Consider the following 18,358-nt stretch of genomic DNA (forward strand, 5'->3'; position numbering starts at 1 on the left):
CACTACACGGGACACACCATGATCGAAGCGTCTCTCAACTACCTGCGCGACGGTGACGACGCCCTCGTGACCGTCCTGATCGGCGGCGTCCTACTCCTCGCGAGCCCGCTGTTGATCCCGGCGTTCGCCGTGTTCGGCTACGTCGTTCGGGTGCTGCGGCGGACCGCCGACGGCGACGCGGAACCCCCGGTCTTCGACGCGTGGGGGGACCTCCTCGTCGACGGGCTGAAGGGATTCGCCGTCGCGTTCGTCTACTCGCTGCTGCCGTTGGGGGTCGTCGCCGTCGCCGCGGTGATCGGCCTCGGCGCGTTCGTCGCGGTGCCGGGCGGCGAGTCCGTCGGTGCCGGGACGGTCGTGGTCGGACTGACGGTCCTCGTCGCGGGGCTCGTCGCGCTCGCCCTGTCGCTCGTCGGGCTCTACGTGACGCCGGCGGCGTTGGCCGCGGTGGCGGACTCGGGGAAGGTCGGCGACGGGTTCGCCCTCGGGACGCTCTGGGGCGTCGTCACGAGCCGGGCGTACGCGACCGGCTGGCTCGCGGCCGCGGTCGTCGTCCTCGCCGGCTCGCTCGCGATCGGCGTGCTCTCGGTGGTTCCGGTCCTCGGGACGGTCGCCGGCGTCTTCGTCCAGTTCTACGCGCTCGTCGCCGCGGCGGCGATCATCGGCTGGACGTGGGGCGACGTGCGCCCGACCGGGACGGAGCCGCCTGGGCCGGAGCCCGCGGAGCGGCCCGCGGTCTGACCGGTCGGAAGCAAAAGCGCCGCCGAAAATCGGAGAGCCGCAGAAAGGGCGTTACTCGTCGAGGACGTCGTCGTACTCGCCGGCGTCGACGCGGTCGTCGAACGTCCGGGCGTCCTCGCCCTCGATGGTGACGCCGAGGGAGGCGCAGGTGCCGCCGACCTCCTTGGCGGCGGCCTTCGTGTCGTACGCGAGCAGGTCGCTCGACTTCTGCTCGGCGACCGTCTTCACCTGTTCGATGGACATGTCGGCGACGAAGTTCTCCTGCGGCTCGCCGGAGCCGGTCTCGAAGCCGGCCTCGTCCTTGATGAGTTCCGCCGTGGGCGGCACGCCGACCTCGATACTGAAGGAGCCGTCGTCGTCGTAGTCGACGGTGACGGGCACTTCCATGCCGTCGAACGCGGCGGTCTCGTCGTTGATCTGCGCGACGACGTCCTGAACGTCCACCGGCGTCGGCCCGAGCTCGGGACCGAGCGGCGGGCCGGGGGTGGCCTGCCCGCCGGGGACGAGCGCTTCGATAGTTCCAGCCATGTCCGTACGAACCCGTCGGCGACTTTTAACGGTTGTTCTTTCGGGTAGGGGGAGTCAGCGATTCGCACACTTACGATACCGGCTGCGACGCGATGTGTGAGGGAGCGGGTCGAACTGTCGTCGCGGCGTGTGCTGTAGATACTTCCGAAGCCCCAGTCGCTCGCTACGACGCAGTTACCTCTGGGGACACGACCGCCGAAGCCCCAGTCGCTCGCTACGACGCAGTTACCTCTGGGGACACGACCGCCGAAGCCCCAGTCGCGAGGCGGACAGACGCTCGCTGCGCTCCTCGTCGCTCGTTCCACTCGCTCCTGCGGTGCTTACGTCGCCTCTGTCCGCCTCGCGACTGCCCCTTCGAGTCCCACCCCGCACAGGACCGCACCTCACGCCTCCCCAGCCTCGTCGCTGGCCCCTCCGCTTCGCTCCGGGACCAGCGACTCCCTCGCGCGTGCGACTCGCGCCCTCCGGGCGCTCGCCGGCACGCGCCACCGCCCGTCTCAGCTTATAAGGGCGGTGTACCACCGACTCCGAAAGAACCCTCAATCACGAGTCCGCGGCGCTTGACCGCTCGCTCGGACTCGTCTCGCCGGTCGCGTGTCCGGGGAGGAACGTCCCGGTCTCCCGGCGCACCCCGACGAGGAGGACGGCCCCCGCTGCGAGCGGGAGTATCGCGCAGGCGGCGTAGATCGGAGCGAATCCCACCGCCTCGATCAGCGGGAGCGACACCATCGGGCCGAGGCCGCCGCCCACGTCGCCGAGGACGTTGTTCGTCCCCGAAGGCGCGGCCCATGCGCTCGTCAGGGGTGAGGTCCGCGAGCAGAGCCATCATCGGGCCGCTCGTCCCGCCCTGCCCGGCCCCGATGAAGACGCAGGCGAGGCCCAACGAGAAGACCGACCCCGCCCGGGCGAGCAGCAGGAACCCGACGAACGAGACGACGAGGAACGTCAGCAGGATCGGCGTCCGCGAGTCGCGGGTGTCGGAGACGCGTCCGCCGACGAGCATGAACAGCGCCGCCGAGAGGACCGTGCCGGCCATGAACAGCCCGGAGGTCCCCTGCGGCGCGAGGCCGAACAGCGAGATGTCGTTCGCGCCGAGGAACAAGACGAGCGTGGAGAACAGCGCGCCGATGTACGCGAACATCAGCCCGAAGTTGACCAGCCCGACCGTCACCGCGGGGACGGCGGTGTCGACCTCCCACGGCTTGATCGAGTCCCCGGAGCGGTCGCCCGTCACGTGGGTCCCGGGGACGTAGCGGTAAGCGACGACGCTGGCGGTGAGCGCGAACGCGGCGGCGACGACGAACGCCGCGACGTTGCCCGCGACCGCGGAGACGACGCCGCCGAGCACGAGGCCGGCCGGGAACCCCATCGTGATCCCGCCCCGGACGATCCCCATGTTCGTCCCCCGCGAGCCGCCGTCCGAGAGGTCGGCCGCGATGGTGTACGCGGTCGCGAACACCGCCGCGGAGCCGAGCCCCCAGAGGACCCGCGCGAGCAGGAACCACGTCTCGGGCGCGACGACGAGCGCGACCGCGCCGAACCAGCCCTCCGGACCGACCGCCAGCGGGCCGGCCGCGAGCGTCGGCAGCGAGGCCGCGAGCGGGCGGAGCGACTCGGCGGGCGGCATCGCGAGCGCGACCACGTAGCCGAGGGTGGCGACGCCCTCGACGAACAGGCCGACCACGAACGGCGTCCGCGTCCCGTACCGGTCGACCAAGGCCCCCGCGGGCGCGTTCGCGACGAGCCGCACCCAGCGGTTCGCGGAGAGGATCATGCCGACGGTGAACGCGGAGATCCCGAGGACCGCGCCGAGGTTCGGTAAGATCGGGAAGACGACGCCGCCGCCGAAGCCGACGAAGAACGTGCTCGCGATCACCGCGAGCAGCACCGGCGGCGGCCGCTCGAACCCGAGCCGGCTCATTCGGGGTCGTCCGCGTCCCCGTCCGCGCCTGCGTCCGTTCCCCCGTCCGCGCCTGCGTCCGTTCCCCCGTCCGCGCCTGCGTCCGTTCCCCCGTCCGGGTCCCGCCGGAGCGCCTCGATCGCCGCGTCGAGCGGCGGTAGCTCCGCCCCCTCGACGAGCAGCGGCTCGACGATCCGCCGGAGGGTCGCCTCGGCGACGGTGCGGGTGTAGCCGTCGTCCTCGTCGCCGCGCACGGAGTCGGCGAGGGTGATCTGCCGGGTCCGCGCGCCGTCGAGGGTCGCCACGATCATCGCCGCCGTCTCCTCGACGTCGACCTCGCGGAAGACGCCCGCCTCGATGCCGTCAGCGAGGATGTCGGCGACGGTCCCCCGGAGCAGCCGGTCGCTGCGCGCCAGCTGCTCGCGGATCCGCTCGTTGAACGGTCCCTGCGTCCGCAGTTCGAGCAGCGCGATGTGGAACGCCTCGCGGTCCGTCTCGTCCGGCGCGAAGACGAACCACCCGATGAACTGGACCAGCCGCTCGACGGGCGGGTCGTCGGCGCGGGCCGCGATCCGCTTCTCGGAGTCGGAGACGATGTACTCGAGGAAGGCGACGAGCAGGTCCTCCTTCGTGTCGTAGTGGTAGTGGAGCAGCGACTTGCTCTTCGAGCACTCGTCGGCGATGTCCTGCATCGTCAGGTCCGCGTAGCCGTGAGCGCGGAGGGCGCTGTACACCCCGTCCATGATCTCCTCCGCCGCGCTCGGCGCGTCGCTCATTGACTGACCGGTCAGTCAACGAGCGGTAAATCCCTATCGGTCGGGACCGCTCCGGCCGGAAACGTCCCGGCCGGGACGGCCCCGCGGTCCGTCGACGGACCATCGGACCGGGGGTCCGTCGGTGGCGACGACGCGCGCTACGGAGCCGCCGCTCGCGGGTCGAAAACGGTCGAAAAGCCGATTCGCCTCGGTGTCGTCGCCGACTTACAGACGGGTGACGTTGGTCGCGCGCGGACCCTTCTCCGCCTCCTCGATGTCGAACTCGACTTCCTGACCCTCTTCGAGGTCCGGGCCGCCGACGTCCTCCATGTGGAAGAACACGTCCTCGTCCGCGTCGTCAGTCGAAATGAAACCGTAGCCGCCAGTGTCGTTGAAGAAATCAACTTCGCCTTTCGCCATTGCGACCGTAGAACCGGCACCGGCACATAAAAGCTTTCCGCGACTCGTCGGCCGTGGAACGCCGTGTCACGCAGGGAGCGCGGGGCGGAAGCGAGGCCGTTGACTTCCGGGTCGCGCGGGCGACCGACTCCGTGTTAGTAACTACTATACGACACCGGTTCAGAACCGTTAGGTATGAGTCAGTCGTACAATCGAGGCCTCATCGAGGACTTCGGCCGCTGGCGGGAGTTCGAGGCGGGGATGTGGGCGTGGATCTTCCACAAGTTCACGGGATGGGTGCTCATCGGGTACCTGTTCACGCACATCGCGGTGCTGAGCACAGGAATTCCCGCCGCCGGGGCGAGCGAGGCGGCGATCATGGCGGGCGAGGACGTGTACACGCAGACCATCGTCTCGCTGGAGGGGCTGCTGCTCGTGCGCATCCTCGAAGTCGGCCTGCTGGCCGTCGCCGTCTTCCACATGCTCAACGGGACCCGACTCCTGCTCACCGACCTCGGGATCGGGCTGGGCGCACAGGACAAGAGCTTCTACGCGTCGCTAATCCTGACCGGCGCGATCACCGTCGCGTCCGTGCCGACGTTCCTCGCGGGGGCGTTCTGAGATGGCCGAGCGCTACTCCTCGTTCCAGAAGGGCGGTCGGATGTGGTTCCTCCAGCGGGTCACGGCGGTGTTCCTGCTGGTCGTGTTGGCCTTCCACTTCTTCCTGCTCCACTTCGTCCACCACGCCGACGAGGTGTCGTTCCTCGCCAGCTCCGGCCGGATGGAGAGCCTGAGCTACTACTCGCTGATGATCACGTTCCTCGTGACCGCGACGTTCCACGGGGTCAACGGCGTCTACAACGCCCTGGTCAATCAGGGCCTCACCGGCACGAAACGCACCGTGATCAAGTGGACGCTCGTCGCCGCGAGCGTCGTGTTGATCGCGCAGGGAATCCGCACCGCGAACGCGTGGGCGGGAATTGGACTCTACTGAACCGACAATGAGCACGCAAATTCCGAAGCAGACCGAGGAATCGACCGAGACCGAGACCGAGGCGGCCGAGCCGGCCTCGAAGGGCGAGGAGCGCCGCGCCGAGAAGCGCCGCCGCGCGGCCGAGCGCCGCGAGCAGCGACAGGAGGAGGAGGCCGAGAAGGCCGCCGCCGACGAGAGCACGGTGGAGCTGAAGGTGTTCCGCTACGACCCGCAGGTCGAGGGGAAACAGGAGCCGCGGTTCGACACCTTCCACGTCCCGTTCACGAAGGGGATGACCGTCCTCGACGCGCTGATGTACGCGCGCGACACGTACGACTCCTCGCTCACGTTCCGCCACTCCTGCCGGCAGGCGGTGTGCGGGTCCGACGCGATGTTCGTCAACGGCGGGCAGAAGCTGGCGTGTAAGACGCAGATCTCGGAGCTGGAGGAGCCGGTCCGGGTCGAGCCGCTCCCGCACGCCGAGGTGACGAAGGACCTCGTCGTCGACATGGAGCACTTCTACGACCAGATGGAGGCCGTCGAGCCGTACTTCCAGACGAACGAGTTCCCGGACGGCGAACTCGAAGAGCAGCGGCAGGACCGCGAGAACCGCGAGAAGATCAAGATGTCCACGCGCTGTATCTGGTGTGGCGCGTGTATGTCCTCGTGTAACATCGCCGCGGGCGACAACGAGTACCTCGGGCCGGCCGCGATCAACAAGGCGTACCGGTTCGCCATGGACGAGCGCGAGGGCGAGGAGATGAAACAGAAGCGGCTGGAGATCATCGAGCAGGAGCACGGCGTCTGGCGGTGTCAGACCCAGTTCTCCTGTACCGAGGTGTGCCCGAAGGACATCCCCCTCACCGAGCACATCCAGGAGCTGAAGCGCGAGGCGGTCAAGAACAACCTGAAGTTTTGGTGAAATTAGGTTAGAAAAACCTCCTGCCTTTATCAGTTACCCGTTCGGGACGTACCCCCACGGAGCGGACCGTCCATGTCGCAACCCGACTGACAGCTAACTGAACAGAGGCAGTTTTATTCAATTACGAATTGACTAATTCGATATATGGGATTCACTGGGTTTCTCGTTGATATAGCCAAAGCGGTAGGAGCACTGGGTGTAGTCCTATTCACAGGAGTGAATGGTATTGACGGTGTAATAATGGGCAACATCGAATTTACGGACTATATTTTGCTGGCAGTAATGGTTATTTCCATGCTATACTTGTTCTACACTCTCACGCAATTACGAACCACATCTTACTAACGGGCTGTTCTGTCTCAGATATATGTTGGTTCACGAAACAAAGAGAAAGTCGGGGCGTCATATCAGATGGCGTATGTGAAACGCACCTATTCGTAGTTCACACCGACAGTCACCTCGACGATCTCCCCGCTCGGTTTCCCGACGACAGTAACGAAGGCCACGGCGTCGCCGTCGCGGTAAGGAGTCTCAACCGTCTCACACACGGTGAAACGAACATGCCCCTCAGAGTCTGTCCATGGCTCGGACGGGTTGGCGTTACATAGCAAGTGGTGGTGGATAGGTCTCGGCGGAACAACCCCCGTGGTTGCGTCCGTCACTCGAGCGTCGTCGACGCCGAGACGGTACGCCTCGTCGACGAGCCGCGTCACGTCTGCCGTCGACGGCGTCGTCGCCGTGGTTATGTCTCTGTCAGTCAGATCGGCGTCAGCCGTCCATGAATCGTGTTCCATGGTACGTCAATACCACAGAAGGAAGGTGAATCAAGATGTGCTAAAGGGCGACTGTCGCGACATACAGGGGCTGTGTTGAATCGCCATACGGCGGCAGGGTAGGTCGCTAAATCAAAGGCGTTGAAGCGGGAAGATTCGGTTGCCTATGACACAAATCTCCCGCTTCATCGGGGAGGTTGTGCCGGTTGCTCAAAGAGTTACTGGCGATGGAGGCGAATCCGCCGCCCCGGAAGGCGGCGGCGGATTCGCCGACTACGCACTCGTTTCCCTCCACTGTCTGCGAATTTACCTCGATACATCGTACCGCATGACGATCGGCCTGCTCAAAGAGATGCCACAAATAACCGGGGAGATCGGCCTCAGCGCGGCCGATCTCCCTGCGCCGTCCACGTTGTGTAAGGCGTTCGACCGGATCAGTATGAGTGTTTGTCGAGTGCTGCTGCGCCAGTCGGCGCAGCTGCACGATCTCTCCGAACACGCCGCGATCGACGCCACATTCTACGACCGCTCACCAGCCAGCCGCCACTACTGCCAGCGAATCAGCTACCGCGTTCAAAAGCTGAAAGTCACGAAACTCGTCGATACAGCGTCGCAAGCTGTCCTTGACGTTCACTGCTCGACGAACCGAGAAGGAAGTGACGCAGATCTCGCTGAGCAGATCGCCCGCCGGAACGCGGGCGATCTGCGGTCTCTTGCGGCCGATAAGGGCTACGACAAGAAATCGCTCCGCGAAGGATTACGCGATCTTGGGATCAGACCGCTGATCAAGCACCGCATCTTCGCGCCGTACGACCACGCACACAACGCCAGAATCGACGATAATCGCTACAATCAGCGCTCTATGACCGAAACCGTGAACTCGGCTGTGAAGCGCTCGCTCGGCTTCGCCGTGCGAGCGCGGTCCTGGTTCCGTGAGTTCCGCGAGATCGCTCTGATGTGTATGGTCTACAACATCAAGCGCTTCGTCAAACAGTGAATCTCTACGCCTTACAGCGATTCAACACAGCCCATACAGGCGCACCAACAATCAGGTACCCAAACAGACTCCTCCTGACCCCCCACGGGGTTGATTACATCCGAAACTCGACATGTATGTGTAGGTGGAGGTGGTCCCCACTTATACGGATTCCGTAACGCGATTAAGCGGTAATGCGAGGCGACGGGCGACCCCCACATATCCACCATGTGTCCGTACCGTGGCCTCCCGTGTACCCGTGTAGGACCACACACACACACACACACACACACACACATACGCGAAGTGTCATAACTCTATGATAGAAGCCTGAGGTCGCTCTAAGAGCTTTCTGTTCCAATGACATTGTTGGGTCTCGTTACCCCGAAAAAGTTGACAGTCCGCGCTCACGGCGCAGTATGAATCAGTCTGAGGTATCTCACTACCTGTTGTCGTCCGCGCCGACTGATACCGCTCCGTCTGCCCCCCCCCCCGCTCGTCGCCGCCGACCTCTGCGAGTGCTTGCTTCAAAGGGTTGCGTTGAACGAAGTGGGTCTGGATGACGGTCTTTCCAGAGTGAAATACTATCTGACACTCGGCTACTTGTTCGCTATTAGGTCAAATGTTGCTTGTATTCGGGCTTCATAGCCTGAACAAAGTAGTAAATAAATATTCCGAAGAATACAAAGAATGCCATCATCGCCACAACTCCAAAGAAGACAACGGATGATGCCCAAGCGGTATCCAAGACGCCCAAGAGAAGAAGGAAACCAGATGCTGTTAACGACGCCAGCATCAACAAGAAGATTCTCACAAATAGCGATTCGGTTTCTTTGTCTGTCTCAGGGGAGGTGTTTCGTTGTAAAAACCGCATTGTGAGAAATACAACGGGCAGCATCAGCCCAACAACTTGAATCAGGTCAAGAGCGATCTGTCGAGCCATACCTCGCCTTTGACAAACGGATGAGATAATCCCATCGGCGCGTCAATACTGAAAATCATCAGTAGGTTCAGTATGGCAGCATACTCAGAGTGAACTTCAATAAGCACGATTTAACCACAGCAGATAGCCGAAAACGCTGCGTTGAGCGGAGCGGGTCGCGGACGCGAACCGGGGTAGCCTAAATCGGGGATAACCTGTTGTTACCGATAATGCGGATAACAGCGTTATACTATAATGTAATCATCCCTAATTCGCAGCCGCGCCACGGCAAGCGTCTGTGCGCGTGTGACCCCACCGAAGGGAACCACCGCGGCGGCCGTATGTCCCCGTGCCTACGGCACCGAACGATCCCCGCCGCCGATATTATATATTGGACAAACGTCAGTTAGTGGTGGAGAATGCGGGTGAAAATCATCTGCCGACTCATCCGTCAAACGATGGGCAAGGCAAACCTCATGACTCAAAACAAAGTCACAAGAGAACACGTCCGCGTTCTCCGTGAGGCTGACAACCCTGCCGCTCCCCTCGCACGGCTTATCTGTCGTATCGAGGGGAACGACGACAGAGATCCACCGTCAGCCTCGTCGCGGAACGGACGGGGGGCCGCCGCCGACTAACCCTCGGGGCGGATCTTCCCCGTCCGTTACGGACGAACCTATTCCTCCCCGAGCAACTGCTTCACCAGTTCGGGATTCTCTGCGGCGACTTCGGGGTTCTCTTTGAGGTATCCCCGCACAGCATCTATCGCTTCCCGTTCGGCGTCAGATTCTGCCGCCTTTGCGCCTTCGTGAACAACGTTCTCGACTGTCTCTTTGGCGGCTCGGGCGTCAGGGGCGAACACCTGTCCACACCGTGAGCAGGCTTTCGCGGCGGGTGGTAACGGCTCCGAACACGTCGGGCACGTCTCGGGTGTTAGACTCCCCTCCTTCGGCTCGGGATCACGACCCGCGTCGGACCCTTCCCGAGCGGCTCGGATATGATCCTCATCGGTAAGGTGTTGGTATGTCGTTTCCATCACGACTGAATCTTTTTGATGACCGATGAGGTGCTTGATCGTAGACGGGTCTAAGTCGTATTCCCGCACCGCATTTGTAACGAAAAGGTGTCTGAAGTTGTGTGCGTTGCTTGGCTTCTCAACACCAGCCCGCTCGACAATCGTACTCAGTCGGTTGTGAATTGCTGGCGTTGAAAGGTACTCTCCCTTCCCGCTGATATTCCGCGCCGAAGGCAACGGTGTAATGAGATAGTCGTCTCTCTCCCCTGTCGGGTGTTTGTCGATCCAATCTCGCACGGCGTTCTCCGCCCCGAGAAGCGGTCTTTTCCGTCCCACATCGTCGGCCCCTTTTAGCCCGTCTGCGTCGGTGTTGAGGTAGTATGCCCCTTCCTCAAGGTCTATGTCTTTGATCCGAAGCGTCTGAATCGCTCGGATACGCTGCCCTGTGTAGAGTAGTAATTCAATCAAGCACCTATCTCGGGCGTTATCGCACGCGTCCCGAATTGCTTGTACGTCGTCGGCGTCGAACATATCGCGTTCATCAACGCTGGTGTCGTTCTCTCGCTGCTTCAGGGAAATCTCGTCAGGATCTACGTCTGTCTCGTGATATCGATGGAATTTGATGACGGCGGCCTGCCGCTGGCGTACCGTCTCGATCGCTAACTCGTCCAACCAGTCGTTGAAAACGTCTGTAAGCGTCTCCAAGGTATGTTCAAACAGGCTCGCGTCCGACTCTTTCGCCAAGAGCCGAATACTCCGCCCGTATCCCTCAAGCGAATTGTGTGAGAGTGTTTGTGTCTCTCCATTTTCGTCTTGACATGAGTATTCTATATCCTGGGGGTCGAAGGCACGAATGAACTCTAATGCGGCTTCTGTCTCTGTCTCTGATAGGGAGTCGCAACCCCTAATACGATCCTTTTCTTTTCGCAACTTATGATCGGGATCGTCTCCTCGAACCATAGAGGCGAGTCATCCCCGATTAAGTAGAAGGTTATGCTCAGTTACACTAAACAAAGCCTGTTCTGGTAATCCCGACAGACAGTATCAAGGGACTCCAGACCCTACGAAATTACATACCAACAATGTACGAACACGATGTCGTCGTCGTCGGGGCCGGCGGGGCGGGACTCCGGGCGGCGATCGCGGCACAGGAAGCGGGCGCGGACGTGGCGATGGTGTCGAAGCTCCATCCCGTCCGGTCGCACACGGGTGCGGCGGAGGGCGGAATCAACGCGGCGTTACGCGACGCCGACTCCTGGGAGGACCACGCGTACGACACGATGAAGGGGTCCGACTACCTCGGGGACGCGCCCGCGGTCGAGGCCCTCTGTCAGGAGAGCCCCGAAGAGGTCATCCGGCTCGAACACTGGGGGATGCCGTTCTCCCGCGAGGACGACGGCCGCGTCTCCCAGCGCCCGTTCGGCGGGCTCTCGTTCCCGCGGACGACGTACGCCGGCGCGGAGACGGGCCACCAGATGCTCCACACGATGTACGAGCAGGTGGTCAAACGCGGGATCACGGTGTACGACGAGTGGCACGTGATGGATCTCGCCGTCACCGACGAGGACGACCCCGCCGAGCGGACCTGTCACGGCGTCGTCGCCTACGACATCCAGAGCGGCGAGATCAGCGGCTTCCGCGCCGAGAACGGCGTCATCCTCGCGACGGGCGGGATGGGGCAGGTGTTCGACCACACCACGAACGCGGTCGCCAACACCGGCGACGGCGTCGCGATGGCGTACCGCGCCGGCGTCCCGATGGAGGACATGGAGTTCATCCAGTTCCACCCGACGACGCTGCCGTCGACCGGCGTCCTCATCTCCGAGGGCGTCCGGGGCGAGGGCGGAATCCTCTACAACGAGGACGGCGAGCGGTTCATGTTCGAACACGGCTACGCGAACAACGACGGCGAGCTCGCCTCCCGCGACGTCGTCTCCCGCGCCGAGCTGACAGAGGTCAACGAGGGGCGCGGCATCGAGGACGAGTACGTCCACCTCGACATGCGGCACCTCGGCGAGGAGCGCATCCTCGACCGGCTTGAGAACATCCTCCACCTCGCGGAGGACTTCGAGGGTGCGGACGGGCTCACGGAGCCGATGCCGGTCAAGCCCGGCCAGCACTACGCGATGGGCGGCATCGAGACGAACGAGCACGGCGAGACCGCCATCGACGGGCTGTACGCCGCCGGCGAGTGCGCCTGCGCGTCGGTCCACGGCGCGAACCGCCTCGGCGGCAACGCGCTGCCGGAGCTCATCGTCTTCGGGAAGCGTGCCGGCCGCCACGCGGCGGGCGAGGAGATGGGCGAGGCCGAGATCGAGACCGGTCGGTCGGGCGACTGGCAGCCCGCCGACTACGAGTTCGGCGTCGAGGTCGGCGAGACCGGTGGGTCCGGTCCCGCCGCGGCGGACGGCGGCGCGGTGGCGACCGACGCCGAGAGCGTCGTCGGCGCGGCGGTCGACCGCGCGCAGGAGCGCGTCGAGGAGCTGCTCTCCCGCGACGGGCGCAACCACGCCGAGATCCGCTCGAAGGTCCAGGAGACGATGACGGCCAACGTCAACGTGTTCCGCGAGGAGGGCCGGCTGGAAGAGACGCTGGCCGACCTCCGCGAGGCGCGCGAGGCGTACAAGGACGTCGCGGTGTCGGACCCGTCGCGGACGTTCAACACCGACCTCATCCACACCATCGAGACGCGGAACATCCTCGACATCGCGGAGGCGCTGACGATGGGCGCGCTCGCCCGCGAGGAGTTCCGGGGCGCGCACTGGCGCAAGGAGCACCAGGAGCGGAAGGACGAGGACTGGCTGAAACACACGCTCATCTCGTGGAACGACGGCGAGCCGGAGCTGTGGTACAAGCCGGTCGTCCTCGAAGGCGAGAACAAGACGTACGAGCCGAAGAGCCGCTCGTACTGACCGCGGAAGAACCGGTCCGCGACGAGACGCCCCGGACCGCACCGCCCTTCCGGATCGATCCGGATCGTTCACGGTCTCGCATCCGTCGACGGTCGAAACTCCCCGACGATACGCGTCGAATTCTCGTTCGTCGACCGACGAACGTCCGGCAGATACGGCGAAAACGTCCTCCTAAGACGCTCACGAACCGTTCCAGAGAGTTTCGACGAACGTTGAATAGGGGATTTATTATCGTCGAACCCAATCGATCGGACAAGATGATCGAGACGGAAACCGCGTCCGCGGCGGCCCCCGCGCTGCCCCCGGAGCTTCAGTCCCCGCGCGCCAAACTCGTGTACCTCTACCTGACCACGAACGGCGACGCCACGGTCTCGGAGATGGGCGAGTCGCTCGGGATGAAGAAGCTCTCCCTGTACAGCATCCTGAAGACTCTCCGCAACGAGGGCTTCGTCGACTGCGACGGCGACTGCTACGTGCCGAACTGACGCGGGACGCTCCGCTCTCCGGTCGGATCGACTCGGCCCGCGAGCGCCGCGGTCGGAGCGTTTAGGGACGCGGAGCGCCCACGTCGACCGTGGACGCGAACCAGACGGAGTTCGAGAACCCGTTCGGCATGGACGCCGACTGCGAGAACTGCGACGAGCTGTGCGGCGTCCGCGACCGCGTCGTTCACGGCTACGGCGACGTCGGCGCGGAGTTCCTCGTGGTCGGCACTGGCCCGACCGCGGCCGCCGAGCGCAACGGTGTCCCCTTCACCGGCGGCGGCGGCGGGGAACGCGTCCAGTCGATCTTCGGCGACCTCGGCTTCGTTCGCTCGGAGCCGGACGCCGCGGAGCCGGACGTACAGAACGTCTTCTTCACGAACCTGACGCGGTGCCGACACCCCGACCGCGCCCCGACGGACCACGAGGTCGAGACCTGCGAGCCGTTCCTCAACGCCGAGATTCGGATGATAAACCCGCAGATCATCGTGCCGGTCGGCGAGCGCCCGCTCCGCGAGCTGGCCGTCGAGTACACGACGCGGCGGTCGGACTCCTTCGACGTCGACGCCGAACACGCGACGACGATCCGCGGCCGCGGCTTTGAGCTGGTGCCGATGAAGGAGCCGGCGGAAATGAGCGACGGCGAGGCCGACGCGTTCCGCGATCACATGCGCGAGAACGTGTTGAGCCGGGACTACCGACAGACGAAGGGACGCCGGAGCCGCTGAAGTCGGCCCGGCGGCCGAGCCCGACTCCGCCTCGACTCAGTCGTCGAGGTCGAGGTCGACGTCGTCGATGATTCCCTCCGTCGCCTCCCGGCTGTCCGCGCCGAAGGCGCAGTCGACGAGGATGTGTCCGCCGAGCGTCGACGGGGAGATGACCTGGTCCGCGCCCGCGCGGCGGAGCTTGTCGACGTTCTCTCGCTGTGTCACCGCCGCGACGATCCGCACGTCCGGGTTGAGCTGTCGAGCGGTGAGGATGGAGAGCGCGTCGCGCGCGTCGTCCTCGGTGGCGGCGACGACGGCGCGCGCGCCGTCGAGGTTGACCCGTTCGAGCGGCTCCACGTCGCTGGGGTCCGCGGTGTACACGGGAACGTCGCGGTCCGCGAGCCGCCTGGCGACGGTCTCGTCCGGCGTCACGACGGCGTAGTCGACGCCCTCGCGGGCGGCGAGTTCTTCGAGAATCGGTTCCGTCAGGTCCCCGTAGCCGAGCACGAGGACGTGGTCGTCGAGGAGGTCGATCTGTCTGTCAGTCATTTTTCCGAGCGCCTTGGAGAGCTGCGCTTCGATGGCGGGCGTGAGCAGGACCCCGAGCGCCACCGCGAACGCGGCGACGTTCATCACGAGCGAGGAGAGCACGAACAACTGGGCGATGTCGGCGGACGCACCGGTCTGCGGCGTCACGTCGCCGTAGCCGACCGTGGAGGCGGTGACGACGGTGAAGTAGAACGCGTCGACGATCGTCTCGACGCCGTTGAACTGATCGCGGAGCGCGTACGTGCCGACCGTCCCGTAGGAGACCGCCGTCACGAGCGCCGCACCCGCGGCGAGCTGCGTCGGCGACGGGGAGAAGTTCCTGTCGAACCGCCGCCGGTTGTAGAAGAGCGCGGGCACCGACACGACGGACAGCGCCACGAGCGGGAACGACAGCACCGACGCCTGCATCAGCCCTTGGATCGCGGTGAGCGGGAGCAGCACGGCGGTCGAGTACCAGCCGACGCGGTAGCCGTTCTTCAGCGCGAAGCCGCTGCCGAGCATCGAGAAACCGGTTATCGTCCCCGTGAACCCCACGGTCTGGCGGACGACCGCGGGTACGTACGGGGCGAGCGGGCCGTCGACGCCCAGTCCGCCGATCTGCGCGAGTCCGGCGAGGATCGACAGTATCGCGACCGCGAACGTCAGGGCGATCGACGCCCGAACGGTCACCCAGTCGCGGGTCAGCTCCATACCTCCGCGTCGCCGAGACCGTACTTAAACCCCGCGAGGCCGAGCGCGCGACGGCGGTCTCGACGCCGATCGCGGGCCCCGGCGGTTTCGACCACCCGGATCGCGCCCGCCGCGCCGACACACGTTTAACCGCCCCGTCGGTTGAACCGGGTATGTCGCTGCCCGTCGAGATCGTCTTCGGGATCTACCTCGGTGTCATCACCGGGATCGTCCCCGCTTTGGTGGCCGGGACCCTCGGGTTCGTGTTCAAGTACGTGACCGACGTGACCATCCCCGGGCTCGGGGTGGTCGTGTTGTCGCTCGCGATCGCCGGGGTCAACGGGGGGCTGCTCGCGCTCAACGACGAGACGATCCGCTCCTCGGAGCGCGCGCCGGCGATCCTCACGGCGATCGTCGTGGTGTTGATGATCTCGCTGTACGCCCACGCGCAGGGCGACCGGCTCGGGGCGAGCGTCCCCAAGCGGATCTCGCTCAAACAGCTCCGCGACCGGACGCTCTCGACCGACGTGATCGAGCTCGTCGGCGGCCGCGGGCGGGTCTCCGTCGAGGTGACCGGCGAGGTGAACGACATGGAGGGGTACCCGCCGCTGCCGGCCGAGACCCGGCGGGCGATCCTCGACGGCGACTGGACGTTCCCGGCGGACCTCCCGCTCGCGGAGCTGGAAGACCGGTTCACCGAACGGCTCCGGACGGAGTTCGACCTCGCCGACGTGGCGGTGCGGATCGACGAGCGGGCGCGGGCGACGGTGTCCGCCGCGCCGCCGACCGGGGCGCTCTCGAAGCGCGTGCCGGCCGGGAAGCGCGCGGTGTCGGTGTCGGCGCTCGTCCCGACGGGGATCGCCCGCGGGGACGTCGTCCGGGTGATCACCCCGGACTTCGACGCCGAGGGGGCCGTCCTCGCCGCCCGGTCGTGCGGGAAGCCGGAGCCGGGGGCCGGCGCGGCACCGAAGCCCGCGTCCGGCGGGGGCGACGATCCGGACGCGGACGGGGACCTCGTGACCGACGGCGGCGACGACGAGGCCGTCGCTCCGCCGGCGGCGACCGCGCCGACGACGACCGGCGGAGAGGGGCGGGTGACGGTCGCGCTCGACCGCTCGGAGGCGGCGGCGCTCCTCCGGGCGGACCGGGGGCGCGTGCTGGTGCTGTCGCGCGGCACCCGGCGCGAATACGAGCTGACGGCCCTGCTGCGGCGGGCCGGGAAGCGGTTCCGCAAGGTGTCGGTCGTCGCCGGCGGGCCGCTCGACGGACACACCATCGGCGAGGCGGAGGTCCGCGAGGCGTACGACGTGGCCGTCCTCGCGGCCCGCCACGAGTCGTGGACGATCGCGCCGAGCGGGTCGCAGTCGCTGTCCGCCGGCGACGACCTGTTCGTCGTCGGGAGCCGCGACGCCCTCGACCGGTTCGCGGAGGTGGCCGCGTGACGCCCCCGCTCGTCTCCCTCGCGGTCGCTGATCTCGGAGCCGCGGCCGCCGCCGACTTCGGAGCCGCGGCCGTCGCCGACCGCTGGATCGCGTCCGCCGTCGACGTCGGCTTCGCCCGCCCGCGGCAGGCCGCGGTCACGCTCGTCACGTTCGCGGTGGTCTCCGCCGCCGTCGCGGGGAGCGCGGCGCTGGCCTACCGCTGGTACTTCCGCGCGGAGATCCCGGAGGGGGTGACGGGACTGATCGGGGTCTCGGTCGTCGCCTTATACCTCAACACGACCTCGCTCGGGTCGGTCGCGATCGGCGACAACCCGGCCCTCCTGGCCCCCGAGAGCGTGTTCTTCAACCTCGTCTCGCTCGGCGTCGCGGGGGTGATGGCACCCGTCGGCCGGTACGCGGGCGACCGGGTCGCGGTCGACGTGTTCGCGCTCTCCGGGGCCAAGCAGCTGGAGGGCGAACTGAGCGGGATCGTCCGCGCGGTCGGCCGGTTCACGGCGGTGACGCTCCCGCCGGCCGAGGAGATCGGAGACATGGACACGTACGACCCCGTCTCGCCGGAGAAGAAGGCCGAACTCGCGGAGACGACCCTCCTGTTCCCGCGGAAGCTCTCGGAGGAGGACCTCCGCGAGCGGCTCGTCTCGCGGCTCAAAGAGGAGTACGGCGTCGGCTACGTCGACGTCGACCTCGGCGCGGACGGCGAACTCGAGTACTTCGCGGTCGGCTCCCGCGCCGCCGGGCTGGGGCCGACGCTCGCACCGGGGTCGGCGGCGGTCGCGCTCGTGGCGGACCCGCCGAACAACGCGACCGTCGGCGACACGGTTCAGGTGTGGCGCGACGACCCGGAGCCGGAGCGCGTCGCCACCGGGGAGCTGCGCGGCGTCGCGGGCGACGCCGTCACCGTCGCGCTCGACGAGTCGGACGCCGAGCGCCTGACCGACGAGACCGGCTACCGGCTCGTGACGCTCCCCGCCGAGCCGCAGGCGGACCGCGAGTTCGCCTCGCTGCTGCGCAACGCCGACGAGACGATGGCCACCGTCACCGTCGGGGCCGGGAGCGACCTCGACGGGAGCACCGTCGGCGGCGTCGGGGCCGTCGTCGCCGCGGTCCGGCCCGAGCAGGGGTCGGTCCAGCCGATCCCGCCACGGTCGTACGCCTTCGGTGCCGGGGATCTGGTGTACCTCGTCGGCCGCCCGGACGCGATCCGGCGGTTCGAGACGGCCGCGGCCGACGGCTCGGGCGCGAACGGTGCCGACGGCTCGACGGGGGTCGATGACGGCGGCTCGGGCACGGGCGACGCCGAACCCGACGGCGTCGGCGACGACCGCGACGCGAGCGACCGCCTCTCCGACGGGACGCAACGCTCTTGAGTCGTCCCCTCCGGGATCCGCTATGGAGTGGAAGCTGTTCGCCGACCTCGCGGAGATCGCGGGCGGCCGCGCCGTGACCGTCGACGCGGAGCCGGGCGACACGGTCGGCGACGCCCTCGACGCGCTGTTGGACGCACACCCCGACCTCCGGGACCGCGTCATCGAGGACGGGACCGTCGCGGACCACATCAACGTCCTCCGAAACGGGCGGAGCGTCCGCCACGACGAGGGTCTCGACGCGGTCTTGGAGAGCGGCGACGAACTGGCGCTTTTCCCCCCGGTGAGCGGCGGCTCGGTCGGCCGATAGATCGGTCGTTTCAAACGCGCGC

Annotated in this window: 18 protein-coding genes and 1 pseudogene; 11 read left to right on the forward strand and 8 right to left on the reverse strand. The window is 66.1% G+C overall.

The genetic code is table 11. From position 1 onward, the window contains the following. Window positions 1-18: 18 nt before the first annotated feature. Window positions 19-738 (forward strand): DUF4013 domain-containing protein, encoded by a 720-nt coding sequence (locus tag NAF06_RS08400; RefSeq protein ID WP_008584379.1) that lies wholly within the window; start codon window positions 19-21, stop codon window positions 736-738. A 51-nt stretch (window positions 739-789) separates the two neighbouring features. Here NAF06_RS08400 and NAF06_RS08405 read toward each other — a convergent pair whose 3' ends face one another. From NAF06_RS08405 to NAF06_RS08420, 4 genes and pseudogenes are all read right to left on the reverse strand, one after another. After that, window positions 790-1,266, reverse strand: a complete 477-nt coding sequence (locus NAF06_RS08405; protein ID WP_008584377.1) for a 50S ribosomal protein L11 — start codon at window positions 1,264-1,266, stop codon at window positions 790-792. Between the two features lie 543 nt (window positions 1,267-1,809). After that, window positions 1,810-3,187: pseudogene (locus tag NAF06_RS08410) on the reverse strand (MFS transporter). After that, a complete protein-coding gene (locus NAF06_RS08415) occupies window positions 3,184-3,942 on the reverse strand; it encodes a TetR/AcrR family transcriptional regulator (protein ID WP_008584372.1) in 759 nt (252 codons plus the stop codon). The pseudogene NAF06_RS08410 and the gene NAF06_RS08415 overlap by 4 nt, the downstream one beginning before the upstream one ends. Before the next feature lie 204 nt (window positions 3,943-4,146). Further along, the gene (locus NAF06_RS08420; RefSeq protein WP_008584370.1) at window positions 4,147-4,341 is read right to left on the reverse strand and encodes a cold-shock protein; all 195 of its coding nucleotides are present in this window, start codon (window positions 4,339-4,341) and stop codon (window positions 4,147-4,149) included. A gap of 174 nt (window positions 4,342-4,515) precedes the next feature. Between NAF06_RS08420 and sdhC the strand changes: the two genes are divergently transcribed. From sdhC to NAF06_RS08435, 3 genes are read left to right on the forward strand one after another with little or no spacing between them, the layout of a single operon-like run. Further along, a complete protein-coding gene (sdhC, locus tag NAF06_RS08425; RefSeq protein ID WP_008584368.1) occupies window positions 4,516-4,941 on the forward strand; it encodes a succinate dehydrogenase, cytochrome b556 subunit in 426 nt (141 codons plus the stop codon). A 1-nt stretch (window position 4,942) separates the two neighbouring features. Further along, complete coding sequence (locus NAF06_RS08430; RefSeq protein ID WP_008584366.1) at window positions 4,943-5,314, forward strand: succinate dehydrogenase hydrophobic membrane anchor subunit; 372 nt, start codon at window positions 4,943-4,945, stop codon at window positions 5,312-5,314. A gap of 7 nt (window positions 5,315-5,321) precedes the next feature. Further along, window positions 5,322-6,215 carry a succinate dehydrogenase/fumarate reductase iron-sulfur subunit gene (locus NAF06_RS08435; RefSeq protein ID WP_008584365.1) on the forward strand — a complete coding sequence of 298 codons (894 nt, stop codon included), beginning with the start codon at window positions 5,322-5,324 and terminating at the stop codon, window positions 6,213-6,215. A 431-nt stretch (window positions 6,216-6,646) separates the two neighbouring features. Here NAF06_RS08435 and NAF06_RS08440 read toward each other — a convergent pair whose 3' ends face one another. Beyond that, complete coding sequence (locus NAF06_RS08440; protein ID WP_008584363.1) at window positions 6,647-7,009, reverse strand: hypothetical protein; 363 nt, start codon at window positions 7,007-7,009, stop codon at window positions 6,647-6,649. A 145-nt stretch (window positions 7,010-7,154) separates the two neighbouring features. Here NAF06_RS08440 and NAF06_RS08445 point away from each other — a divergent pair, with 145 nt between their 5' ends. Further along, window positions 7,155-7,985 carry an IS5 family transposase gene (locus NAF06_RS08445; protein ID WP_251106146.1) on the forward strand — a complete coding sequence of 277 codons (831 nt, stop codon included), beginning with the start codon at window positions 7,155-7,157 and terminating at the stop codon, window positions 7,983-7,985. Between the two features lie 592 nt (window positions 7,986-8,577). Here the strand turns inward: NAF06_RS08445 and NAF06_RS08450 are convergent. Next, window positions 8,578-8,907 carry a hypothetical protein gene (locus NAF06_RS08450; RefSeq protein WP_008584349.1) on the reverse strand — a complete coding sequence of 110 codons (330 nt, stop codon included), beginning with the start codon at window positions 8,905-8,907 and terminating at the stop codon, window positions 8,578-8,580. Between the two features lie 655 nt (window positions 8,908-9,562). Further along, window positions 9,563-10,861, reverse strand: a complete 1,299-nt coding sequence (locus tag NAF06_RS08455; protein ID WP_080507154.1) for a site-specific integrase — start codon at window positions 10,859-10,861, stop codon at window positions 9,563-9,565. A 122-nt stretch (window positions 10,862-10,983) separates the two neighbouring features. Between NAF06_RS08455 and NAF06_RS08460 the strand changes: the two genes are divergently transcribed. From NAF06_RS08460 to NAF06_RS08470, 3 genes are all read left to right on the forward strand, one after another. Continuing rightward, entirely contained in the window at window positions 10,984-12,813 is a 1,830-nt protein-coding gene (locus NAF06_RS08460) for an FAD-binding protein (protein WP_008584347.1), read from the forward strand. A 257-nt stretch (window positions 12,814-13,070) separates the two neighbouring features. Beyond that, window positions 13,071-13,298, forward strand: a complete 228-nt coding sequence (locus NAF06_RS08465) for a helix-turn-helix domain-containing protein (protein WP_008584345.1) — start codon at window positions 13,071-13,073, stop codon at window positions 13,296-13,298. A gap of 89 nt (window positions 13,299-13,387) precedes the next feature. Next, window positions 13,388-14,023: a uracil-DNA glycosylase gene (locus tag NAF06_RS08470; protein ID WP_008584342.1), complete on the forward strand. Its 636-nt coding sequence runs from the start codon at window positions 13,388-13,390 to the stop codon at window positions 14,021-14,023. Window positions 14,024-14,059: 36 nt separating this feature from the next. Here the strand turns inward: NAF06_RS08470 and NAF06_RS08475 are convergent, their stop codons facing one another. Beyond that, window positions 14,060-15,241 (reverse strand): NAD-binding protein, encoded by a 1,182-nt coding sequence (locus NAF06_RS08475; RefSeq protein WP_008584340.1) that lies wholly within the window; start codon window positions 15,239-15,241, stop codon window positions 14,060-14,062. Between the two features lie 152 nt (window positions 15,242-15,393). Here NAF06_RS08475 and NAF06_RS08480 point away from each other — a divergent pair, with 152 nt between their 5' ends. The 3 genes from NAF06_RS08480 (at window position 15,394) to NAF06_RS08490 (ending at window position 18,336) form a co-directional block, all read left to right on the forward strand. Continuing rightward, window positions 15,394-16,662, forward strand: a complete 1,269-nt coding sequence (locus tag NAF06_RS08480; RefSeq protein ID WP_008584338.1) for a potassium channel family protein — start codon at window positions 15,394-15,396, stop codon at window positions 16,660-16,662. Between the two features lie 86 nt (window positions 16,663-16,748). Further along, window positions 16,749-18,029: a DUF8167 domain-containing protein gene (locus NAF06_RS08485; RefSeq protein ID WP_049908803.1), complete on the forward strand. Its 1,281-nt coding sequence runs from the start codon at window positions 16,749-16,751 to the stop codon at window positions 18,027-18,029. 22 nt (window positions 18,030-18,051) lie between these two features. After that, entirely contained in the window at window positions 18,052-18,336 is a 285-nt protein-coding gene (locus NAF06_RS08490) for a ubiquitin-like small modifier protein 1 (protein WP_008584334.1), read from the forward strand. Window positions 18,337-18,358: the final 22 nt, after the last annotated feature.

The organism is Halorubrum hochsteinianum (assembly GCF_023702125.1).
Classification (GTDB): domain Archaea; phylum Halobacteriota; class Halobacteria; order Halobacteriales; family Haloferacaceae; genus Halorubrum; species Halorubrum hochsteinianum.

Excerpts from the sequence above, each read along its gene's own strand:
- NAF06_RS08400 (WP_008584379.1), top strand. The coding sequence starts at position 19 with ATGATCGAAGCGTCTCTCAACTACCTGCGCGACGGTGACGACGCCCTC.
- NAF06_RS08405 (WP_008584377.1), bottom strand. The coding sequence starts at position 1,266 with ATGGCTGGAACTATCGAAGCGCTCGTCCCCGGCGGGCAGGCCACCCCC.
- NAF06_RS08415 (WP_008584372.1), bottom strand. The coding sequence starts at position 3,942 with ATGAGCGACGCGCCGAGCGCGGCGGAGGAGATCATGGACGGGGTGTAC.
- NAF06_RS08420 (WP_008584370.1), bottom strand. The coding sequence starts at position 4,341 with ATGGCGAAAGGCGAAGTTGATTTCTTCAACGACACTGGCGGCTACGGT.
- sdhC (WP_008584368.1), top strand. The coding sequence starts at position 4,516 with ATGAGTCAGTCGTACAATCGAGGCCTCATCGAGGACTTCGGCCGCTGG.
- NAF06_RS08430 (WP_008584366.1), top strand. The coding sequence starts at position 4,943 with ATGGCCGAGCGCTACTCCTCGTTCCAGAAGGGCGGTCGGATGTGGTTC.
- NAF06_RS08435 (WP_008584365.1), top strand. The coding sequence starts at position 5,322 with ATGAGCACGCAAATTCCGAAGCAGACCGAGGAATCGACCGAGACCGAG.
- NAF06_RS08440 (WP_008584363.1), bottom strand. The coding sequence starts at position 7,009 with ATGGAACACGATTCATGGACGGCTGACGCCGATCTGACTGACAGAGAC.
- NAF06_RS08445 (WP_251106146.1), top strand. The coding sequence starts at position 7,155 with ATGACACAAATCTCCCGCTTCATCGGGGAGGTTGTGCCGGTTGCTCAA.
- NAF06_RS08450 (WP_008584349.1), bottom strand. The coding sequence starts at position 8,907 with ATGGCTCGACAGATCGCTCTTGACCTGATTCAAGTTGTTGGGCTGATG.
- NAF06_RS08455 (WP_080507154.1), bottom strand. The coding sequence starts at position 10,861 with ATGGTTCGAGGAGACGATCCCGATCATAAGTTGCGAAAAGAAAAGGAT.
- NAF06_RS08460 (WP_008584347.1), top strand. The coding sequence starts at position 10,984 with ATGTACGAACACGATGTCGTCGTCGTCGGGGCCGGCGGGGCGGGACTC.
- NAF06_RS08465 (WP_008584345.1), top strand. The coding sequence starts at position 13,071 with ATGATCGAGACGGAAACCGCGTCCGCGGCGGCCCCCGCGCTGCCCCCG.
- NAF06_RS08475 (WP_008584340.1), bottom strand. The coding sequence starts at position 15,241 with ATGGAGCTGACCCGCGACTGGGTGACCGTTCGGGCGTCGATCGCCCTG.
- NAF06_RS08480 (WP_008584338.1), top strand. The coding sequence starts at position 15,394 with ATGTCGCTGCCCGTCGAGATCGTCTTCGGGATCTACCTCGGTGTCATC.
- NAF06_RS08490 (WP_008584334.1), top strand. The coding sequence starts at position 18,052 with ATGGAGTGGAAGCTGTTCGCCGACCTCGCGGAGATCGCGGGCGGCCGC.